The organism is Dietzia sp. DQ11-44 (assembly GCF_014145205.1).
In the GTDB taxonomy this organism is placed as follows: Bacteria; Actinomycetota; Actinomycetes; order Mycobacteriales; family Mycobacteriaceae; genus Dietzia; species Dietzia natronolimnaea.
The window spans coordinates 1-15,430 of sequence record NZ_JAALEC010000648.1 but is presented as its reverse complement, the minus strand read 5'-3'; the positions used below and the strand labels follow the sequence as shown (position 1 = coordinate 15,430).

The following is a 15,430-nucleotide window of genomic DNA, read 5'->3' as shown; positions in this document are numbered from 1 at the left end:
TGGCCTGTATGGCCGGCGGGTGCGGTAGTGGAGTTGCTGGTGTGCCGGATGGGGTTCTAGCCGAAATTCCGCAGGGTCTCCAGGCGCTGATGCGCCTGGCCCATGATCCGTTGGATCAGCTCGTCGCAGCTGGGCAGGTCCTCGATCATCCCCACGACCTGACCGGAGGCCAGGACGCCCGCCTCGGTGTTCCCCTCGACCAGGCCGGCCTTGAGCAGCATCGGGGTATTGGCGGCCATGACGATCTGCTGCCAGGTGCGGTCGGAGGCCTTCTTCATGTTGAGGCCGTCCCTGGCGAGGGCCTGCCACTTCATGCCCGTCATGGACTTGAACTTGTTGGCGTTCTGGACGGCCGCCAGCATCCCCTTGACGGGGCTGCCCGACTCGAGGGCGTTGACCAGGCCGGTGCGCAGGACGCGGTGCGGCATGCCGTCGACACGGGTGGAGACGACGGTGTCCTGCAGTCCCTTCTCCAGGTACTGCTGCTTGACCGCATCCGGCACGCGGGAGTCGCTGGTGAGCAGGAACCGCGTGCCCATCGCGACACCGGCGGCTCCGTAGGCGAGCGCGGCCACCAGGCCACGGCCGTCGAAGAACCCTCCCCCCGCGATCACGGGGATGGAGGTGTTCCCGGCTCCGCCGAGGGCGTCGATGACACTCGGCAGCAACAGCGTCGTGGCCACCGGTCCGGTGTGTCCACCGCCCTCGCCGCCCTGGACGATCACCGCGTCGGCGCCCCAGGAGGCCACCTTGACGGCGTGTTTGGCCGCACCGATCGAGGGGACGACGACGAGACCGTTCTCCTTCAACCTGGCGATCAACTCCGGTTTGGGCGCGAGAGCGAACGACGCGACGCGCACACCGTGGCGGATCATCAGCTCGCACCGCTCGGCGGCGTCCTCGGCATCGGCCCGGAGATTGACCCCGAAGGGCTTAGTGGTCAGCTCCTTGGTGCGCACTATCGCGTTCTCGAGTTCCGAGAACGTCATCGTGGCCGAGGCGATGATCCCCAGGCCCCCGGCGTTGGCGGTGGCCGCGGTGAGCTCCGGTCCGGACACCCAGCCCATACCCGTCTGGACGATCGGGTACTCGACTCCGACCAGTTCGGTGAAAGCCGTGGTGATGGTGGGGGCGTTCACGCGGCCGGCACCTCACGGTCGCGGAACCCACGCGGGTCGAGGACCTCGCGGATGAGGTGGAGCTCCTCGGCGGACGGGTCGCGGGTGACCCCCGCCTCGGCCAGCCCCTCGATCTCGAACCCGGTGTTGTCCGCGACCTCGTCCGCGGTGACGCCCGGGTGGAGGCTCACCGCGCGCATGCCGCGGTCGGCGCCGCCGAAGTCGAAGACGCCCAGGTTGGAGACAACGCGGTGGATGTGGTGGAAACGGAACGCGGGGTCGCCCTCGCGATAGCGGTCATAGCCCACGCCACAGATGATGTCGACCTTCTCCGTGAAGACACGGGTGGAGTGCTTGCCCACCCAGTAGCTGGTGGCGTGGTTGATCGAGTTGCCGGGCGCCCCGCGCAGGCCGAACATCTGCCGGCTCGGCTTCTGGACGTCGTCGCCGAAGGCCGAGAGGTTCTGGTTGCCGAAGCGGTCGATCTGGTTGGCGCCCATGACCACGTGGCGGGTGCCGGCCTGGAGGACGTCGAACACGCGGGGGAACGGGATGTACCCCTCGAAGTCGATGACCTTGCCCAACGGCGGGGTCTGGGCCAGGAAGCGGTACTCGCCGTCGGTGATGAGCAGGTCCGGCTCGGTGGTGAGACGCGCGAGGCGGGCGCCGATGGTGGCCATCGGCGTCATGGGGGAGGCGAAGATCTCGCCGGCACCGGCGAAGATCTCCGCGCATGCGATGGCGCAGTACTCGGCCCTGGTCGCGGACTCGGTGTCGGGCTGGGTCGTGACGTCGGTCATCACTTGGCTCCCTTCTTGGCGGCCTTCTCGGCGGCGACCTTCTGCGCGAACGCGGTGACCGCCTTCTGGTAGTCCTCCTCGGACCCGGAGAGGAACTCCGAGACGAACGACTGCCAGGAGTCCTCGTCCTTGGCCGCGGAGGCGTAGTGCCGCTGGAAGGCCTCGTCGCGGCCGTAGCCGCCGGCAAAGGTGAAGTGTGCGCCGCTCGGCGCCTCGGAGACGGTGTCGACGAACATGCGCGAGAGCAGCATGCGCTGTGGCCCGACCTCGTTCATCAACGTGTCAGCGGAGTCCACGACCTCGTCGACCTCGAGCAGGACCGTGTCGGCGGCCATCGCGTAGAGGTCGTCGAAATAGCCGTCGACGCCGGTGTACGCGGCGTTGCCGTGCTTGTCGGACTTGTCCAGGTGGATCAGGGCGGCGTCCATGCGCAGGGCCGGCATCGCCACCAGCGTCTCGGTCTCACCGCCCACCGGATACGGCGAGTCGACGGTCTTGAGCTCGTCGCCCCAGAATCGGAACACGTCCGAGCCGAGACCGGCGCGCGTGGGCAGGAACGGCAGGCGGTGCGCCGCGGCGGTGAGGCCGGCGCGGACCATGCCCTCGTCCATCTCGCGCGAGATGATCGCTCCCTCGGTGCGGCGGCGTGCGAACCACGGGTCGTAGAACGGCGCAGAGTCCAGTGAGACGAAGCCGTAGTAGGCCTTGGAGACCTTCCCGGCCGAGCACAGCAGCCCGAGGTCAGGGCCTCCGAAGGTGACGACCGTGAGGTCGGTCAGGTCCTCGCGGCGCAGGATCGCGCGGATGAGCGCCATCGGCTTGCGCCGCGAACCCCAACCGCCGATGCCGATGGTCATGCCGCTGGAGAGGCGTCCCACGGCCTCGTCGAGACTGGTGCGCTTGTCGCGCGGGGTGGGGGTCGTCGTCACTTGTTCTCGCCCGTCCTCTCGGATCTGTTGTCTCGTCTGTCCAGGTTCCGGCCCGTCTTGACGAACTCATCCCGGTGCTCGTCGGCCACGCCGGCGAGGTTGAGCTCGAAGGTGAAGCCCTGCTCCATGCGGTACGAGGTCTTCACGTCGACCGGGTCGATGTGGTTGATGGCTTCCTTGGCCGCGCGGATCACCCGGGTGTCCTTGGCGGCGATCGTCTCCGCGAGGTCACGCGCCGCGGCGTCCAGCCGGTCACGGGGCACCACCTCGTAGACGGTCCCCCACGAGTGGAGCTGCTGGGCGGTGACGTTGCGCGACGTGAAATACAGGGTGCGCATCATGTGCGCGGGGACCATGCGCGCCAGGTGCGTGGCGGCGCCGAGCGCCCCCCGGTCCACCTCGGGCAGCCCGAACACCGCGTCGTCGGAGGCGACGATGCAGTCCGCGTTCCCCACGAGTCCGATTCCGCCGCCGACGCAGAACCCGTTCACGGCGGCGATCACGGGGACCGCGCACTCGTAGACGGCGTTGAAGGCCACGTAGCACCCGCGGTTGGCCGCCAGCAGGTGGTCGAAGCCCTCGAAGTCCTGCATTTCCTTGATGTCGACACCCGCGTTGAACCCCCGGCCCTCGGCCCGGAGGATCACCACGTGCACCTCCGGGTCGCGCCCGGCGGCGAGGATCTGCTCGCCGAGTTCGAACCATCCCGCGGACGGGATGGCGTTGACGGGGGGAAAGTCGACGGTGACGGTCGCGATGCCGTCTGCTCCCTTGTCGACACTGATGCCCATGGTGCTCCCTTCGCACGCCGCCGCTGCGCTTCAGCGGTCGGGTGACTAACCAAACGCTTGCTTGGTAGGCTAGCACGCATGTCGAACATCGATCTGGGTCTGGCGGGCACTGTCGTCCTCGTCACGGGCGGCGTCCGCGGCGTCGGCGCGGGGATCAGCAGGGTCTTCCGCGAAGCCGGCGCCGTCGTCGTCACCTGCGCGCGGCGCCCCGCCGACGACGGGTCCGACGTGGCGGATCTCGAGTTCCATTCCGTCGACCTCCGCGACCCCGACGCGGTCCGCGCGATGGTCGACCGGATCGTGGAACGGCACGGCCGGCTGGACGTGGTGGTCAACAACGCCGGCGGTGCGCCGTTCGCCTTGGCGGCCGACGCCAGCGCCAACTTCCACTCCAAGATCATCGCGTTGAACCTGCTGTCCGCGCTCACGGTGGCCCAGGAGGCGAACCGGGTGATGCAACCGGCCGGCGGGGCGATCGTCAACATCTCGTCGGTCTCCGGCCACCGGCCCTCGCCCGGGACCGCCTCGTACGGCGCGGCCAAGGCCGGCATCGACTCGCTCACGCAGTCGCTCGCCGTCGAATGGGCGCCCGCCGTGCGGATCAACTCTGTGGTGGTGGGCCCGGTCAAGACCGAGCTCGCCGAGATGCACTACGGGGACTCCGAGGGCGTGGCAGCGGTCGACGCCACCATCCCCATGGGCCGAATGGCGGACCCGCGGGACGTGGGCCAGGCGGCCGCGTTCCTGGCCTCACCGTTGGCGGCCTACATCACGGGCGCCGAACTCCTGGTCCACGGTGGCGGCGAGAAGCCGGCGTTCCTCTCGGCTGCCAACGCCAACACCAGTTCCTGACATCACCGAACAACTATCCAAGGAGAACCATGGGAATCTGCGACGGACGCGTCGTCATCGTCACCGGTGCGGGCCGCGGCATCGGCCGGGAGCACGCCCTGGCCTTCGCGGCCGAGGGAGCCAAGGTCGTGGTCAACGACCTGGGCGCCGGGCTCGACGGCTCGGACGTGGGGGAGTCCCCGGCGGAGCAGGTCGTGGCCGAGATCAAGGCTGCCGGCGGCGACGCCGTGGTCAACGGCAACGACATCTCCTCGTGGGAAGGTGCACGTGAACTCGTCCAGCAGGCGATCGACCACTTCGGGGGACTCGACGTGCTGGTCAACAACGCCGGTTTCCTCCGCGACAAGATGCTCGTCGGCATGGGGGAGCAGGACTGGGACAACGTGATCACCGTCCATCTCAAGGGCCACTTCGCGCCGTTGCGGCACGCCGCCGAGTACTGGCGCGCCGAGTCGAAGGCCGGCCGCCCCCGCCAGGCCCGGGTCATCAACACCTCGTCGGGAGCCGGACTCTTCGGTTCGGTGGGGCAGGGCAACTACGCCACGGCGAAGGCCGGCATCGCGCTGCTGACCATCCAGACCGCCGCGGAGATGAAGGGCTACGGCGTCACCGCCAACGCCATCGCTCCCGCCGCACGGACCCGCATGACCACCTCCGCTGGAGAGGGCATGGCCTCGCAGATGGCCGCGCCGGAGGACGGCTCCTTCGACGCCATGGACCCTGCCAACGTCTCGCCGCTGGTCGTGTGGCTCGGGTCGGCGGAGTCGGCCGAGGTCACCGGCCGCGTGTTCGAGGTCGAGGGCGGGAAGGTCACCGTGTGCAACGGATGGCAGCGCGCCGCGTCCGAGGACAAGGGTGCCAAGTGGGACCCGGCAGAGCTCGGATCGGTGGTCCCGCGACTGCTCTCCGAGTCCCCGGCGCCGGTACCCGTGTACGGCGCTCGCTGAGCTCGCCGGCCTGAACCGCGCCCGGCCTGAACTGCGAGAAGGAGCCCCGCACCGTGATGGTGCGGGGCTCCTTTTCTGATGCCAGGCTCGACGCCCGGCATCAGGTGACTCAGTTCTCGGGATCCGGGCAGTCCTGCGCGTAAACCGATCCGGCGTTCGCGAGCTGGTCGACCTGCTCCTGCGGCAGATCGCAGATCGTGGGCAGCGGCGGCAGACCGGGCATCGGCGGCAGGGCCGGGAGCGCCACGCCTCCGTTGATCGCGGCGCCCGCGAGGACGAGCGTGCCACCCAGCGACAGGACCGGCAGCAGGGCGACTCCCGAGCCGCCTTCGCCGCCGAGGCTGGCCGCAGCCTCCAGCGAGCCGAGCGCGCCCGCCTCTGAGCCGAGGTTGGTCGAGAACGTGCCCTGGACGGAGCCGTTCTCCAGCGAACCGGTCAGCGCGGTGAGTGAACCGTTGACCTCGGTGAGTTCGCCGAAGGAACCGGTTAGCACATCGGCACTGCCGCCGGTGGAACCGGTGATCAGGTCCGAACTCTGGCCCGTGGAGCCACTGTTGCCCGAGAGGGATCCGGAGACCTCCTCGATGGAACCGGACAGCGCCGGCAGGATCCCGCCCTCGGCGATCGACCCGATGATCGGATCGGCGGAGTTGCTCTCCACCGAGCCGGCGAGCTGGTTGGCGGAGCCGTTCGTCAGCGACCCGGCGATCCCGTCACCGACGAGTTCGGCGGAGCCGCCGATCCCTGCGGTGGAACCGTCCGGGAAGTTGGCGGACAGCGGCGGGAGCTCCGCCGATCCGCCGAGGAAGTTGAGCTCGGTCGACAGGGGCGACATTCCGGTGGAGCCCATGCCCTCCGAACCGGTGAGGGGCGCGAGGTCGGAGGAGGTGAACTCCGCAGAACCACCGAGGAGATCGAGTTCCGTGGACAGCGGCGTCATTCCGAGTGAGCCGACCTCGGTGGAGCCGAACTCGGCCGAGCCACCGAGGAGCTCCGTGGACAGCGGCGTCATGCCGGTCGATCCCACGTCGCCCGACCCCACCAGGAGTTCGGTGGACAGCGGGGCCATGCCCGCCGAGCCGACGAGCGGAGCGAGGTCCGAGGAGGTGAAGCCCGCGGAGCCGCCGAGTAGGTCGGTGGACAGCGGGGCCATGCCGAGCGAGCCGACGTCGGTGGAGCCGAACTCGGCGGAGCCACCGAGCAGGTCGGTGGACAGCGGCGGGAGCTCCGACGAGGCGGGAAGCTCCGCCGATCCGCCGAGCAGGTCGCTGGACAGGGGCATCATGCCGAGGGAACCGATATCGGTCGAGCCGAACTCGGCGGAACCCCCGAGGAGGTCTGTGGAGAGCGGAGCCATGTCCGTGGAACCGATTTCCGACGAGCCGCCGAGCAGGTCCGAGCTGGCCGGCAAGGCAGACGACCCACCGAGAGGATCGGAGCTGAGAGCGGGCAGCTCGGAGGAACCGCCGAGGGGATCCGAGCTGAAGGCGGGAAGGTCAGACGACAGCCCCGCCGAGCTGGGGAACTCCGAGGAGCCGGGGAACGATGCGGAGCCCTCGAGCGGGCTCAAGCCTGACGATCCCCCGGCGAGGTCACCGGCGGAACCGGTAAACGGGTCGAGGAGATCGCCGATAATCCCGAAATCCGGGAGGGCGCTCTGGGCGCTGGCAGTACCGGTTGCACCGGAGATGGCGAGCGCCGCGGTCGCAGCGACGGCTGCGGCCTTTGTTGACTTGTTCACGGAAGAAGTCCTCTCAATGGTGGTGGTCCTGTCGGTACCGCGTCTAACTGGTGCTCGCCGGACCGGCTGCTTCACCTAGATGAGAATCCTCTAAGGCTGAGTGTGTGTCAACGGTTTGCTCAGGAAGTGGTACGCAAGTGGCCAATGAGGTGATATGGGGTTGATAAACAGTCGTCAACACCTGTGCACGGGGTAAACGAACCCCCAGAACGACGCGATCGCGGACGCGGGGCGCCCGGCTGAACCGCAGCGGCCGGGTGGGATCCCGGGCAGACGACAGCGGCCGGGGCCTCTCGCGTGGAGAGGTCCCGGCCGGGGTAGGGGTGCCGGTGTCAGCCGAGCGGTTCGCAGATCACCACCGGGATGACCCTGCTCGTGTTGGCCTGGTACGAGGCGAAGTCCGAGTAGCGCTCGACGAGGCGGGGCCAGAGTTCGGCGCGCTCCTCTGCGGTCGCCTCCCTCGCCGTCATCGCCCGGGTCCTCCGCCCGACCTGGATGGTGACCTCGGGGTTCACCAGGACGTTCCTGTACCACTGTGGGTGCTTGGGCAGTCCGCCCTGTGAGGCGACCAGGAGGACCCGGTCACCGTCGGGGAGATGGAGCAGCGGCACCGTGCGCGGTTCGCCGGACTTGCGCCCCGTCGTGGTCACCAGGCAGACCGGAACCGGTGCCTTCAACGCCGATCCCACCCGCCAGTTGCCTCCGATACGGCCGCCGGAGACGCGGTACGTCCAGGTGTTGACCCGGGACATCACCTTGATGATGCCGAGGACCCACGGCTTGGACCGCCGGGGATCGTCCACGCCGGTCTCCACCCCGGGATGCCTCTCGCTCACTTCGACCCCGGCAGCGGCGCGCGGACGATCACGTGCTTGCCCGGGAAGAACGCCGCCAGCTCGCGTCGGCTCTCCTTCAGTGCGGCCAGGCCGAAGCCCTTCTTGCGCTCCTCGGGGTGGATCCAGATGGCCACGTCGACATCGCCGTCGTCGATCTGCTCACCGAACACCAGGCCCACCGGCTGGTCGCGAGAGGTATCCACCGCGACGAACCACATGGCCGACTCGGCCTCGACGCGCCGCAGTCCCTCGCGCAGTTCGGCCTCGGTCTTCTGTTCGTCCCACGCGCCGCCGGTCGCGGAGGTCTCGTCCGAGGACCGGGAGTGGAAGAGGGACTTGTGGTGCTCCGAGTCGCGGAACGGGTGCAGGGTGAACCCGCCCGGTCCCGTCGGAGCGGATGCGTCGCCCGGCTGGCCCAGAAGGTTCTCCAGCGGCGCCCGGAGTACGTCTTCGGCCTCTTCGGAGGAGATGGAGAGGAGGTCGGCCAGTGCCGCTGCGGCGTCCTGCCTGGTCTCCACTGACGCGAGGGCGGCGAAGACCTCGCTCCTGCGGGCCGCGGCTGTCTCGATGGCGTTGCTGCTCATGTCAGATCCTCTCGATGATGCTCGCCGAGGCCTGGGCGCCGCCCGCGCACATCGTGATGAGGGCGCGGTCGCCGTCCGTGCGCTCGAGCTCGTGCAGGGCGGTCGTGATTAGCCTAGCGCCGGTGCTACCGACGGGATGTCCGATCGCGATGGCGCCGCCGTTGACGTTGACCTTGTCCATGTCCGGCCCGTGAACCTGCGCCCAGCTGAGCAGGACGGAGGCGAAGGCCTCGTTGCACTCGAAGAGGTCGAAGTCGGAGATGGACATCCCCGACCGGTCGAGTACGCGTTGGGTGGCCTGGACGGGGCCGTCGAGGTGGTACTCGGGCTCGCCGCCGACCAGTGCCTGGTGGACGATCCGCGCGCGGGGTCGGAGTCCGTGTGCCTTGGCGACGTCCTCGTCCATGAGCAGGACCGCGGCCGAACCGTCGGACATCTGGCTGGACGTGCCCGCGGTGTGCAGGCCACCCTCGAGCACCGGCGTGAGGCCGGCGAGCGCCTCCGCAGTGGTCTCGCGCAGGCCCTGGTCGCGGGTGACGGACACCGTCTCGCCGGTGTACGTGCCGTCCTTGAGGCGCTCGGGGGCGTCGACCGCGAAGGTCTCACGGTCGAACCGGCCCTCGTCCCACGCCCGCTTGGCGTTGGCCTGGGACCGGACGCCGAGCTCCTCGAGCTGCTCACGGGTGATCCCGCGCCGGTTAGCGATCCGGTCGGCCGCGGTGAACTGATCCGGCAGGTCCACCGTCCAGTCGTCGGGGCGGGGCATGCCGTTGGAACCGTCACCCACGGCGGCGCGCAGGGCGATCCAGCTCATCGACTCCACCCCGCAGGCGATACCCACGTCCATGGCTCCGGCGTGGATGAGATTGGCGATGAAGTGGATGGCCTGCTGCGCGGACGAGCACTGGCAATCGATGGTCGTACACGCGGTCTGCCACGGCAGTCCGGAGGCGAGCCACGCGCCGCGGGTGACGTTGTTGCCCTGGGCGCCGGCCTGGGTGACGCACCCTCCGACGACCTGCTCGACGAGCGACGCGTCTATCTCGGCGCGACGGATGACCTCTTTCTGGGAGGCGCCCAACAGATGCGCGGGGTGCAGGCCCGACAACGCGCCGCGAGCCTTGCCGATCGGGGTGCGAACGGCCTCGACGATGACGGGATTGCCCATGGTGGTCCTTCCGGATGACCGGGCACGACGGATCGGGTGCCCAGGGGGAACGTGTTCTAGTATGGTGGGTGGAACGTGTTCTAGATTACCGCTCGGGTCCCGGGTTCGCAGTATCCCGGGGTCGTCGGTCGACGAGCACGAGACGCATCCGACGCGGTCAAGGAGTACCAGTGCAGGCAGTCACCATCCCCGAAGGTTTCGACTTCACGGACCCGGAGCTCTACGAGAAGCGGCTCCCGCATCCGGAGTGGGCTCATCTCCGTCGCACCGAACCGATCCGGTGGTGCTCCAACGAGCCCGGGGCCGACGGCTTCGACGACCACGGGTACTGGGTGGTCACCAAGCACGAGGACGTCAAGGAGATCTCTCGGCGCACCAACGAGGTGTTCTCCACGTTCGAGAACACCGCGATCCCGCGCTTCGCACCGGGAACCGAGCGCGAGATCGTCGAACTGACCCGCCTGCTGTTCATCAACCAGGACGGCGAAGAGCACAAGAAGTACCGGCGCACCATCTCCAAGGGCTTCACCCCGCGCAACATCGAGAAGCTCCGCGACCACCTCGCCGAGAAGGCGCGGGTCATCGTCGAGACCGCGGCCGCCAAGGGCAGCGGCGACTTCATCACCGAGGTGGCCTCCGAGCTGCCTCTGCAGGCGATCGCCGAGCTCATCGGCATCCCCCTCGAGGACCGGCACCAGATCTTCGAGTGGTCCAACCAGATGACCAGCTACGACGTGCCCGGCAAGGTCGAAGAGTCGCAGATGGCCAACGCCATGGTCCTGTCCTACGCGCAGGAGCTCGCGGCCAAGCGCGAGATCGACCCCCGTGACGACCTGGTCACCAAGCTCATCCAGGCCGACATCGACGGTGAGAGGCTCACCGCCGACGAGTTCGGCTGGTTCGTGGTGCTGCTGGCCGTGGCAGGCAACGAGACCACCCGCAACGCCACCACGCACGGGATGATCGCCTTCCTCGACAACCCCGACCAGTGGGAGCTGTTCAAGGCCGAGCGCCCCGCGACCGCCTACGACGAGATCCTCCGCTGGGCCTCGCCGATCACCTCGTTCCAGCGCACCGCCACCGAGGACGTCGAGATCGGGGGCGTGACCATGAAGAAGGGCGACCGCGCCGCCATCATGTACGGCTCGGCGAACTTCGACGAGGACGTCTTCGAAGACCCCTTCTCGTTCAACATCCTCCGGGACCCCAACCCGCACCTGAGCTTCGGCGGGAACGGCCCGCACTACTGCATCGGGGCGAACCTGGCCAGGCTGCAGATCGAACTGATCTTCAACGCCATCGCCGATCACCTCCCCAACCTCGAGGCGCTCGGCGAGCCGTCCCGCATCCGCTCGGGGTGGCTCAACGGCATCACCGAGTGGTCGGTCGACTACAAGTGCCCGGTCATGCGCTGATCTGATCCCGGTACGCCGCTCGGCCCACGGCCCCGACTCCGCCTTCTCGCCAGGCCGGGTCGGGGCCGTCGGTCATCTCAGGGCAGGCCTCGTCGTCGTCTTCCCGGGAGGCTCCATCGATTCGGCCGAACCTCGTCGGGCGGATGCGGGAGAAGGCAGGGTGGAGGGCATGCTCGACCACCGCCACGTCGACCGCGACGGCGTTCGTCTCCACTACGTCGTCGCCGAACCGGAGCCGGCACCCGCGGACGGCCCCCCGGGCACCGTGGTCCTCCTCCACGGTTTCCCGCACTTCTGGTTCACCTGGCACCGCATGATCCCCGTCCTCGCCGCAGCCGGGTGGCGGGTCATCGCGCCCGACCTGCGCGGCATGGGTGGTTCGGATGCGCCGGCCGACGTCCAGGCCTACTCGCCGCGCGAGGTGGTCGACGACGTCCTGGCGGTGTGCGACGCCGAGGGTGCGGCGCGCGTGGTGGTGGTGGGCTTCGATTTCGGCGCGGGCGTCGCGTACGACACCTGCCATCTGGAACCGGGGCGGGTGCGCGCGGTGATCGGGATGGAGAACCCGTTCATGGGTACCGCCGGGTCGGTGCCGCCGCTGGAGGGTTCGGCGATGATGGCCGAGAAGCACTTCCTGCACCTGAACTACTTCACGCAGCCGGGAGTGGCGGAGGCCGATCTCGCCGGTCGCGAGCGGGAGTTCCTCACCCGGGTCTTCTACGCCCTGTCCGCGGAGTACCACTACCTCGACGTCTGGCAGCACCCCCCGGGGTCGACCTATCTCGAGGCACTGCCCGAGGCGCCGCCGCTGCCGTGGCCGTGGTTGTCCGTCGAGGAGATGGACGCCTACGAGGCCGAGTACGCCCGCACGGGGTTCGCCGGCCCGCTGCAGTGGTACCGGGCGATGGACGTGTCGTGGTTCGCGCGCAAGGAGTTCGAGCGGCAGACCAACCCCGTCCCGTTCTACTTCCTCTACTCCGAGCACGACCCGGACCTCGAGGGCTTCCACGGCCGGGATCCGCTCTCTAAGCTGGGGCGTCATCACGACGATGTGCGGATGGTCCGGGCGATCTCCTCACCGGCGGGGCATCTCATGCACCTGGAGGCCACGGAGGACACCAACCGGGAGATCCTCGCCTGCCTGGCGGACATCGCGGCCGCCGTTCCTGCCTGAGGCACTCGGCAGGCGCATGTCACCCCGCCCCCGCCCGAGCTCGCACCCGACTACCTCTCCAGCACGCCCCTCGACTGCTCCGAGCCTGGTTGGCGGACACGAGCTTCCGGTTGGCGGACAGGGGCTTCGGGTTGGCGGACATTTTTCGCGTTTCAGGCCCGGTTTTCGCATATCGGGTCCGCCAGCTGCGAGGGGTGTCCGCCAACGGCGAGGACATGGCCGCCAAGCGAGGTGGGGTGCCCGCCAGCTGCCACGCGAGGGCTCGTTCAGGATGAAGTCAGGTGCTGGAGGTCTCGTCGGGCGCGGGTCAGGGCACTCGCGATATGGCCGATGACCTCCTCCGGGCGCATTCCCTTTGTCACACGGACGACCTGCCAGCCAAGGTCCGCCAACCGAGCGGTGATCCGGAGGTCCCGGCGCCACTGTTCCGGATCTCCGTGATGCCTGCCGTCGTAGAAGATCGCGACCTTCTCGCGGGCGTACGCGAGGTCGGCAATTGTGAGGAGATGCCCCGACGGTTCGCATATCTCGAACTGCGAGACAGGCTGAGGCAGTGAAGAGCGCTCGATTCTGAGCCGGAGGAGGCTCTCCTGCGGAGAGTGCGCGTCCGCGTCGCAGGCGTCGAGCAGTCGAACCACCCTCGAGACCCCGTGTTGGCCGGGCATCCGCGTTGCAGCGTCGGCAACCGCGCGCACGCTGGTGTTGGTGGCGAAGCACACGGAGTCCACGATGCAGATCCTCCGATCAGCGCCAGTGGACCACCTTGCCACGTCGACCGCGGTTCGGGCTGGTGCGGTAATTCGTACTCCGCCGATCTCGCACGCGTCCGCGGCCGGGATGGGTTGCCGCAGCCGGCGCTCCCGAACCCCGGTCGGCACGCGGGGCTCGGCTGAGGTGAAGACATCGACGACGCCGTTGCCCCGCTCTGTCGAGTACCAGTGTTCCCCATGGAGGTACGCGGCGGACCACCCTCCGATCACCGCGTCTGCAGGCGCCCAGATGTCGACCGCACGAATGAAGTCCCACCTGCTCAGCCGTGCCCCCTTCGCGGCGTACACACCGGGGACGATCATTCTGAACGCCGATCGGAGCGCGTATCTCGTCACCAGTCCGGTCTCGAGAGCCTGGCTCGCCGCGAATGGCTGCCCGCCTGCAACCGCATCCGCCAACGAGGCGGGGAGCGGGGTGGGAGGCCGGGTGTCTCGGAATCGCCGGTCGCGTCTCATGGCGCCAATCCTGACCGGTCATCACGTGTCGACCGGCGGGTGACGACGTCCATGTGGACAGGAATGACGACGATTCACAGGAACTACGACGAGTTCAGTCCGCCGGGCTCACGTGGCGGTCCGGCAGACCGGGCGGACCCGCTCCCCGAGTTGGCGGACATGCTTCCTCAGCTGGCGGGCAGGAGGTGCCAAAATGGGCCCGGAATCGCACGAGAAGTCCGCCAACCGCGGAGGCAAGTCCGCCAACCGCGGGGGCAAGTCCGCCAACCGCGGGGGCATGTCCGCCAACCGCGGGGGTATGTCCGCCAGGCAGGCTGGCCGGGGGCTGACGAGACCTGGGCAGGGCTAGGAACCGAGACCGTACTTCTCGCCGAAGGCGGCGATGGATTCGAGCTTCTGCTCGGTGGAGCAGTCGAACCCGTGGCCGTCGACCATCCAGGGCATCACGATGATGTCGGTGACCCCGGCCTCGGCCAGCTCCGTGAAGCCCCGGGTGCCGAAGCGGTCCAGGCACACCACCTGGATGGCGAAGGGTTTGCCGTCGCCGCGGTCGGCCAGTGAGCGCCCGTCGGCCTCGAGGAGCTCGCCCAGGCGCGTCACGGTGGCCACGATCTCGTCGTAACCCATCATGGCGCTGGTCCAGCCCTGGCCCACGCGCGCGGCCCGCTTGAGCGCGATCTCGGTGTGTCCGCCCACGTAGAACGGCACCTGCTCGCTGGGCGCGGGGGTGAAGATCAGCTCGTCGAAGTCGAAGTGCTGGCCGTGGAACTCCATCCACTCACCCCGCAGGGCCTGGCGCATGATCGCCAGCGACTCGTCCGTGCGCTTGCCGCGGCCCTTGAACGGCGCGCCGCACCACTCGAACTCGTTGGGGTCCCAGCCGATGCCCACGCCCAGGTCCAAGCGGTTCCCGGTGAGCAACGCCACCGAGGCCACCTGCCTGGTGAGCAACAGCGGATTGCGCGGGCCGACCTTGAGCACCTGCGGGCAGAAGCGGATGGTCGAGGTGGCCCCGCCCATGGCCGCGGAGGCGATGAGCGGCTCCACCCACTGGGTGTTCTCGTCCCACATCCGCGAGCCGTCGGGGGTGTACGGGTAGTCCTCGTCCTGGCGTCGCGGGTGGAACAGCGAGTCGGGCAGGACGATCCGGTCGAAGCCGGCGGCCTCGGCACCGCGGGCGATATCGATGATCTGATCGACGGGGGAGAAGGAGATGGGGACGGAGAACTCGGCGTCCACTACGCGGCCCATGGTCACTGGCCCTTTCCGGCGGCGCCGGCGATGGCGGCCCTGTCGTCGTCGGTGAGCGGCCGCAGTCCCGAGGCCATGGCCACGTCCTGCTCCCAGAAGGCGCGAAGGGAGACCAGACGACCGTCGGCGTCGACGCGGTAGTCCACGGCGATGTCGATCTCCATGATGCTGGAGCCCATGTGGGTGCGCATGGTGCCGACGCAGAGCAGTTCGTCGCCCGCGGCGATCCCCCGATCGAAGCGGAACTCGATGTGGTCCGGGGTGGCCACGGCTTTCTCCCAGAACTCCAGGAGTCGCGTCGTGCCGGTGTGGCCGATTCCCTCGGCGTCGAACATCGACGGACCCACGGGATCCTCGATGGTGCCCTCGGGAGACCATCCGGCGATCCAGGCATCGCGGTCGCCGGCGTTGGTCGCGGCCCACGAGCGGCGCGCGGCGGCGAAGGCGGGACTGGCCAGGGCGGCGTCGCTCATCTCCAGAGGCCGATACTGGCCGGTCTCATCCAGGTACGGATTGCTCATGAGTGACGCTCCGGACGGTCGGTCCCCACAACCCACATGGAGAAGTACTGGGACCCGCCGCCGTAGGCGTGGCCGAG

The 15,430-nt window shown here is 68.9% G+C and carries 16 protein-coding genes; 5 read left to right on the top strand and 11 right to left on the bottom strand.

Annotated elements, in window-relative coordinates; all coding sequences use genetic code 11:
• Positions 1-56: 56 nt before the first annotated feature.
• Genes G6018_RS14955 through G6018_RS14940 form a run of 4 tightly spaced genes read right to left on the bottom strand, consistent with a single transcriptional unit; the run spans position 57 to position 3,638 of the window.
• Positions 57-1,139: a nitronate monooxygenase gene (locus G6018_RS14955; protein ID WP_182640046.1), complete on the bottom strand. Its 1,083-nt coding sequence runs from the start codon at positions 1,137-1,139 to the stop codon at positions 57-59.
• Positions 1,136-1,918 carry a CoA-transferase gene (locus G6018_RS14950; protein ID WP_182640045.1) on the bottom strand — a complete coding sequence of 261 codons (783 nt, stop codon included), beginning with the start codon at positions 1,916-1,918 and terminating at the stop codon, positions 1,136-1,138. The genes G6018_RS14955 and G6018_RS14950 overlap by 4 nt, the downstream gene beginning before the upstream one ends.
• Complete coding sequence (locus G6018_RS14945; protein ID WP_182640044.1) at positions 1,918-2,847, bottom strand: CoA transferase subunit A; 930 nt, start codon at positions 2,845-2,847, stop codon at positions 1,918-1,920. Before G6018_RS14945 ends, G6018_RS14950 begins: the two co-directional genes overlap by 1 nt.
• Positions 2,844-3,638 (bottom strand): enoyl-CoA hydratase family protein, encoded by a 795-nt coding sequence (locus tag G6018_RS14940; RefSeq protein WP_182640043.1) that lies wholly within the window; start codon positions 3,636-3,638, stop codon positions 2,844-2,846. Before G6018_RS14940 ends, G6018_RS14945 begins: the two co-directional genes overlap by 4 nt.
• Positions 3,639-3,716: 78 nt before the next feature.
• Here G6018_RS14940 and G6018_RS14935 point away from each other — a divergent pair, with 78 nt between their 5' ends.
• Together G6018_RS14935 and G6018_RS14930 are read left to right on the top strand one after the other, a co-directional pair.
• Positions 3,717-4,490: an SDR family oxidoreductase gene (locus G6018_RS14935; RefSeq protein ID WP_182640042.1), complete on the top strand. Its 774-nt coding sequence runs from the start codon at positions 3,717-3,719 to the stop codon at positions 4,488-4,490.
• Between the two features lie 29 nt (positions 4,491-4,519).
• Positions 4,520-5,437: an SDR family oxidoreductase gene (locus tag G6018_RS14930; RefSeq protein ID WP_182640041.1), complete on the top strand. Its 918-nt coding sequence runs from the start codon at positions 4,520-4,522 to the stop codon at positions 5,435-5,437.
• 109 nt (positions 5,438-5,546) lie between these two features.
• Here the strand turns inward: G6018_RS14930 and G6018_RS14925 are convergent, their stop codons facing one another.
• Positions 5,547-6,794 (bottom strand): hypothetical protein, encoded by a 1,248-nt coding sequence (locus G6018_RS14925; RefSeq protein ID WP_182691430.1) that lies wholly within the window; start codon positions 6,792-6,794, stop codon positions 5,547-5,549.
• Here G6018_RS14925 and G6018_RS17160 point away from each other — a divergent pair.
• Positions 6,793-7,257 carry a hypothetical protein gene (locus G6018_RS17160; RefSeq protein WP_182691428.1) on the top strand — a complete coding sequence of 155 codons (465 nt, stop codon included), beginning with the start codon at positions 6,793-6,795 and terminating at the stop codon, positions 7,255-7,257. The two genes, G6018_RS14925 and G6018_RS17160, sit on opposite strands and share 2 nt — an antisense overlap.
• Before the next feature lie 253 nt (positions 7,258-7,510).
• Here G6018_RS17160 and G6018_RS14920 read toward each other — a convergent pair whose 3' ends face one another.
• The 3 genes from G6018_RS14920 to G6018_RS14910 form a co-directional block, all read right to left on the bottom strand.
• Positions 7,511-7,930, bottom strand: coding sequence for a nitroreductase family deazaflavin-dependent oxidoreductase (locus G6018_RS14920; protein ID WP_182635238.1), 420 nt, complete (start codon positions 7,928-7,930; stop codon positions 7,511-7,513).
• Positions 7,931-8,010: 80 nt separating this feature from the next.
• On the bottom strand, positions 8,011-8,598 hold the full coding sequence (locus G6018_RS14915; RefSeq protein WP_182640039.1) for a GNAT family N-acetyltransferase: 588 nt from the start codon (positions 8,596-8,598) through the stop codon (positions 8,011-8,013).
• A 1-nt stretch (position 8,599) separates the two neighbouring features.
• Positions 8,600-9,766: a steroid 3-ketoacyl-CoA thiolase gene (locus G6018_RS14910; RefSeq protein WP_182640038.1), complete on the bottom strand. Its 1,167-nt coding sequence runs from the start codon at positions 9,764-9,766 to the stop codon at positions 8,600-8,602.
• 170 nt (positions 9,767-9,936) lie between these two features.
• Between G6018_RS14910 and G6018_RS14905 the strand changes: the two genes are divergently transcribed.
• Both G6018_RS14905 and G6018_RS14900 read left to right on the top strand, forming a co-directional pair.
• Positions 9,937-11,181 (top strand): cytochrome P450, encoded by a 1,245-nt coding sequence (locus G6018_RS14905; RefSeq protein ID WP_182640037.1) that lies wholly within the window; start codon positions 9,937-9,939, stop codon positions 11,179-11,181.
• Positions 11,182-11,350: 169 nt separating this feature from the next.
• Positions 11,351-12,355: an alpha/beta fold hydrolase gene (locus G6018_RS14900; protein WP_182640036.1), complete on the top strand. Its 1,005-nt coding sequence runs from the start codon at positions 11,351-11,353 to the stop codon at positions 12,353-12,355.
• A gap of 266 nt (positions 12,356-12,621) precedes the next feature.
• Here G6018_RS14900 and G6018_RS14895 read toward each other — a convergent pair whose 3' ends face one another.
• The 3 genes from G6018_RS14895 to G6018_RS14885 all read right to left on the bottom strand — a co-directional run bounded on the left by G6018_RS14895 (position 12,622) and on the right by G6018_RS14885 (position 15,353).
• Entirely contained in the window at positions 12,622-13,461 is an 840-nt protein-coding gene (locus tag G6018_RS14895) for a type IV toxin-antitoxin system AbiEi family antitoxin (RefSeq protein WP_179524567.1), read from the bottom strand.
• Between the two features lie 465 nt (positions 13,462-13,926).
• Positions 13,927-14,832, bottom strand: coding sequence for a TIGR03619 family F420-dependent LLM class oxidoreductase (locus tag G6018_RS14890; RefSeq protein ID WP_182640035.1), 906 nt, complete (start codon positions 14,830-14,832; stop codon positions 13,927-13,929).
• Positions 14,833-14,834: 2 nt separating this feature from the next.
• Positions 14,835-15,353, bottom strand: a complete 519-nt coding sequence (locus G6018_RS14885) for a nuclear transport factor 2 family protein (protein ID WP_182640034.1) — start codon at positions 15,351-15,353, stop codon at positions 14,835-14,837.
• Between the last annotated feature and the right edge of the window lie 77 nt (positions 15,354-15,430).

What these genes read in the sequence shown, in the direction of transcription:
- G6018_RS14950 (WP_182640045.1), bottom strand. Translation starts at nt 1,918, where the DNA reads ATGACCGACGTCACGACCCAGCCCGACACCGAGTCCGCGACCAGGGCC.
- G6018_RS14940 (WP_182640043.1), bottom strand. Translation starts at nt 3,638, where the DNA reads ATGGGCATCAGTGTCGACAAGGGAGCAGACGGCATCGCGACCGTCACC.
- G6018_RS14935 (WP_182640042.1), top strand. Translation starts at nt 3,717, where the DNA reads ATGTCGAACATCGATCTGGGTCTGGCGGGCACTGTCGTCCTCGTCACG.
- G6018_RS14930 (WP_182640041.1), top strand. Translation starts at nt 4,520, where the DNA reads ATGGGAATCTGCGACGGACGCGTCGTCATCGTCACCGGTGCGGGCCGC.
- G6018_RS17160 (WP_182691428.1), top strand. Translation starts at nt 6,793, where the DNA reads ATGTCCGTGGAACCGATTTCCGACGAGCCGCCGAGCAGGTCCGAGCTG.
- G6018_RS14925 (WP_182691430.1), bottom strand. Translation starts at nt 6,794, where the DNA reads ATGGCTCCGCTCTCCACAGACCTCCTCGGGGGTTCCGCCGAGTTCGGC.
- G6018_RS14920 (WP_182635238.1), bottom strand. Translation starts at nt 7,930, where the DNA reads ATGTCCCGGGTCAACACCTGGACGTACCGCGTCTCCGGCGGCCGTATC.
- G6018_RS14915 (WP_182640039.1), bottom strand. Translation starts at nt 8,598, where the DNA reads ATGAGCAGCAACGCCATCGAGACAGCCGCGGCCCGCAGGAGCGAGGTC.
- G6018_RS14910 (WP_182640038.1), bottom strand. Translation starts at nt 9,766, where the DNA reads ATGGGCAATCCCGTCATCGTCGAGGCCGTTCGCACCCCGATCGGCAAG.
- G6018_RS14900 (WP_182640036.1), top strand. Translation starts at nt 11,351, where the DNA reads ATGCTCGACCACCGCCACGTCGACCGCGACGGCGTTCGTCTCCACTAC.
- G6018_RS14890 (WP_182640035.1), bottom strand. Translation starts at nt 14,832, where the DNA reads ATGGGCCGCGTAGTGGACGCCGAGTTCTCCGTCCCCATCTCCTTCTCC.
- G6018_RS14885 (WP_182640034.1), bottom strand. Translation starts at nt 15,353, where the DNA reads ATGAGCAATCCGTACCTGGATGAGACCGGCCAGTATCGGCCTCTGGAG.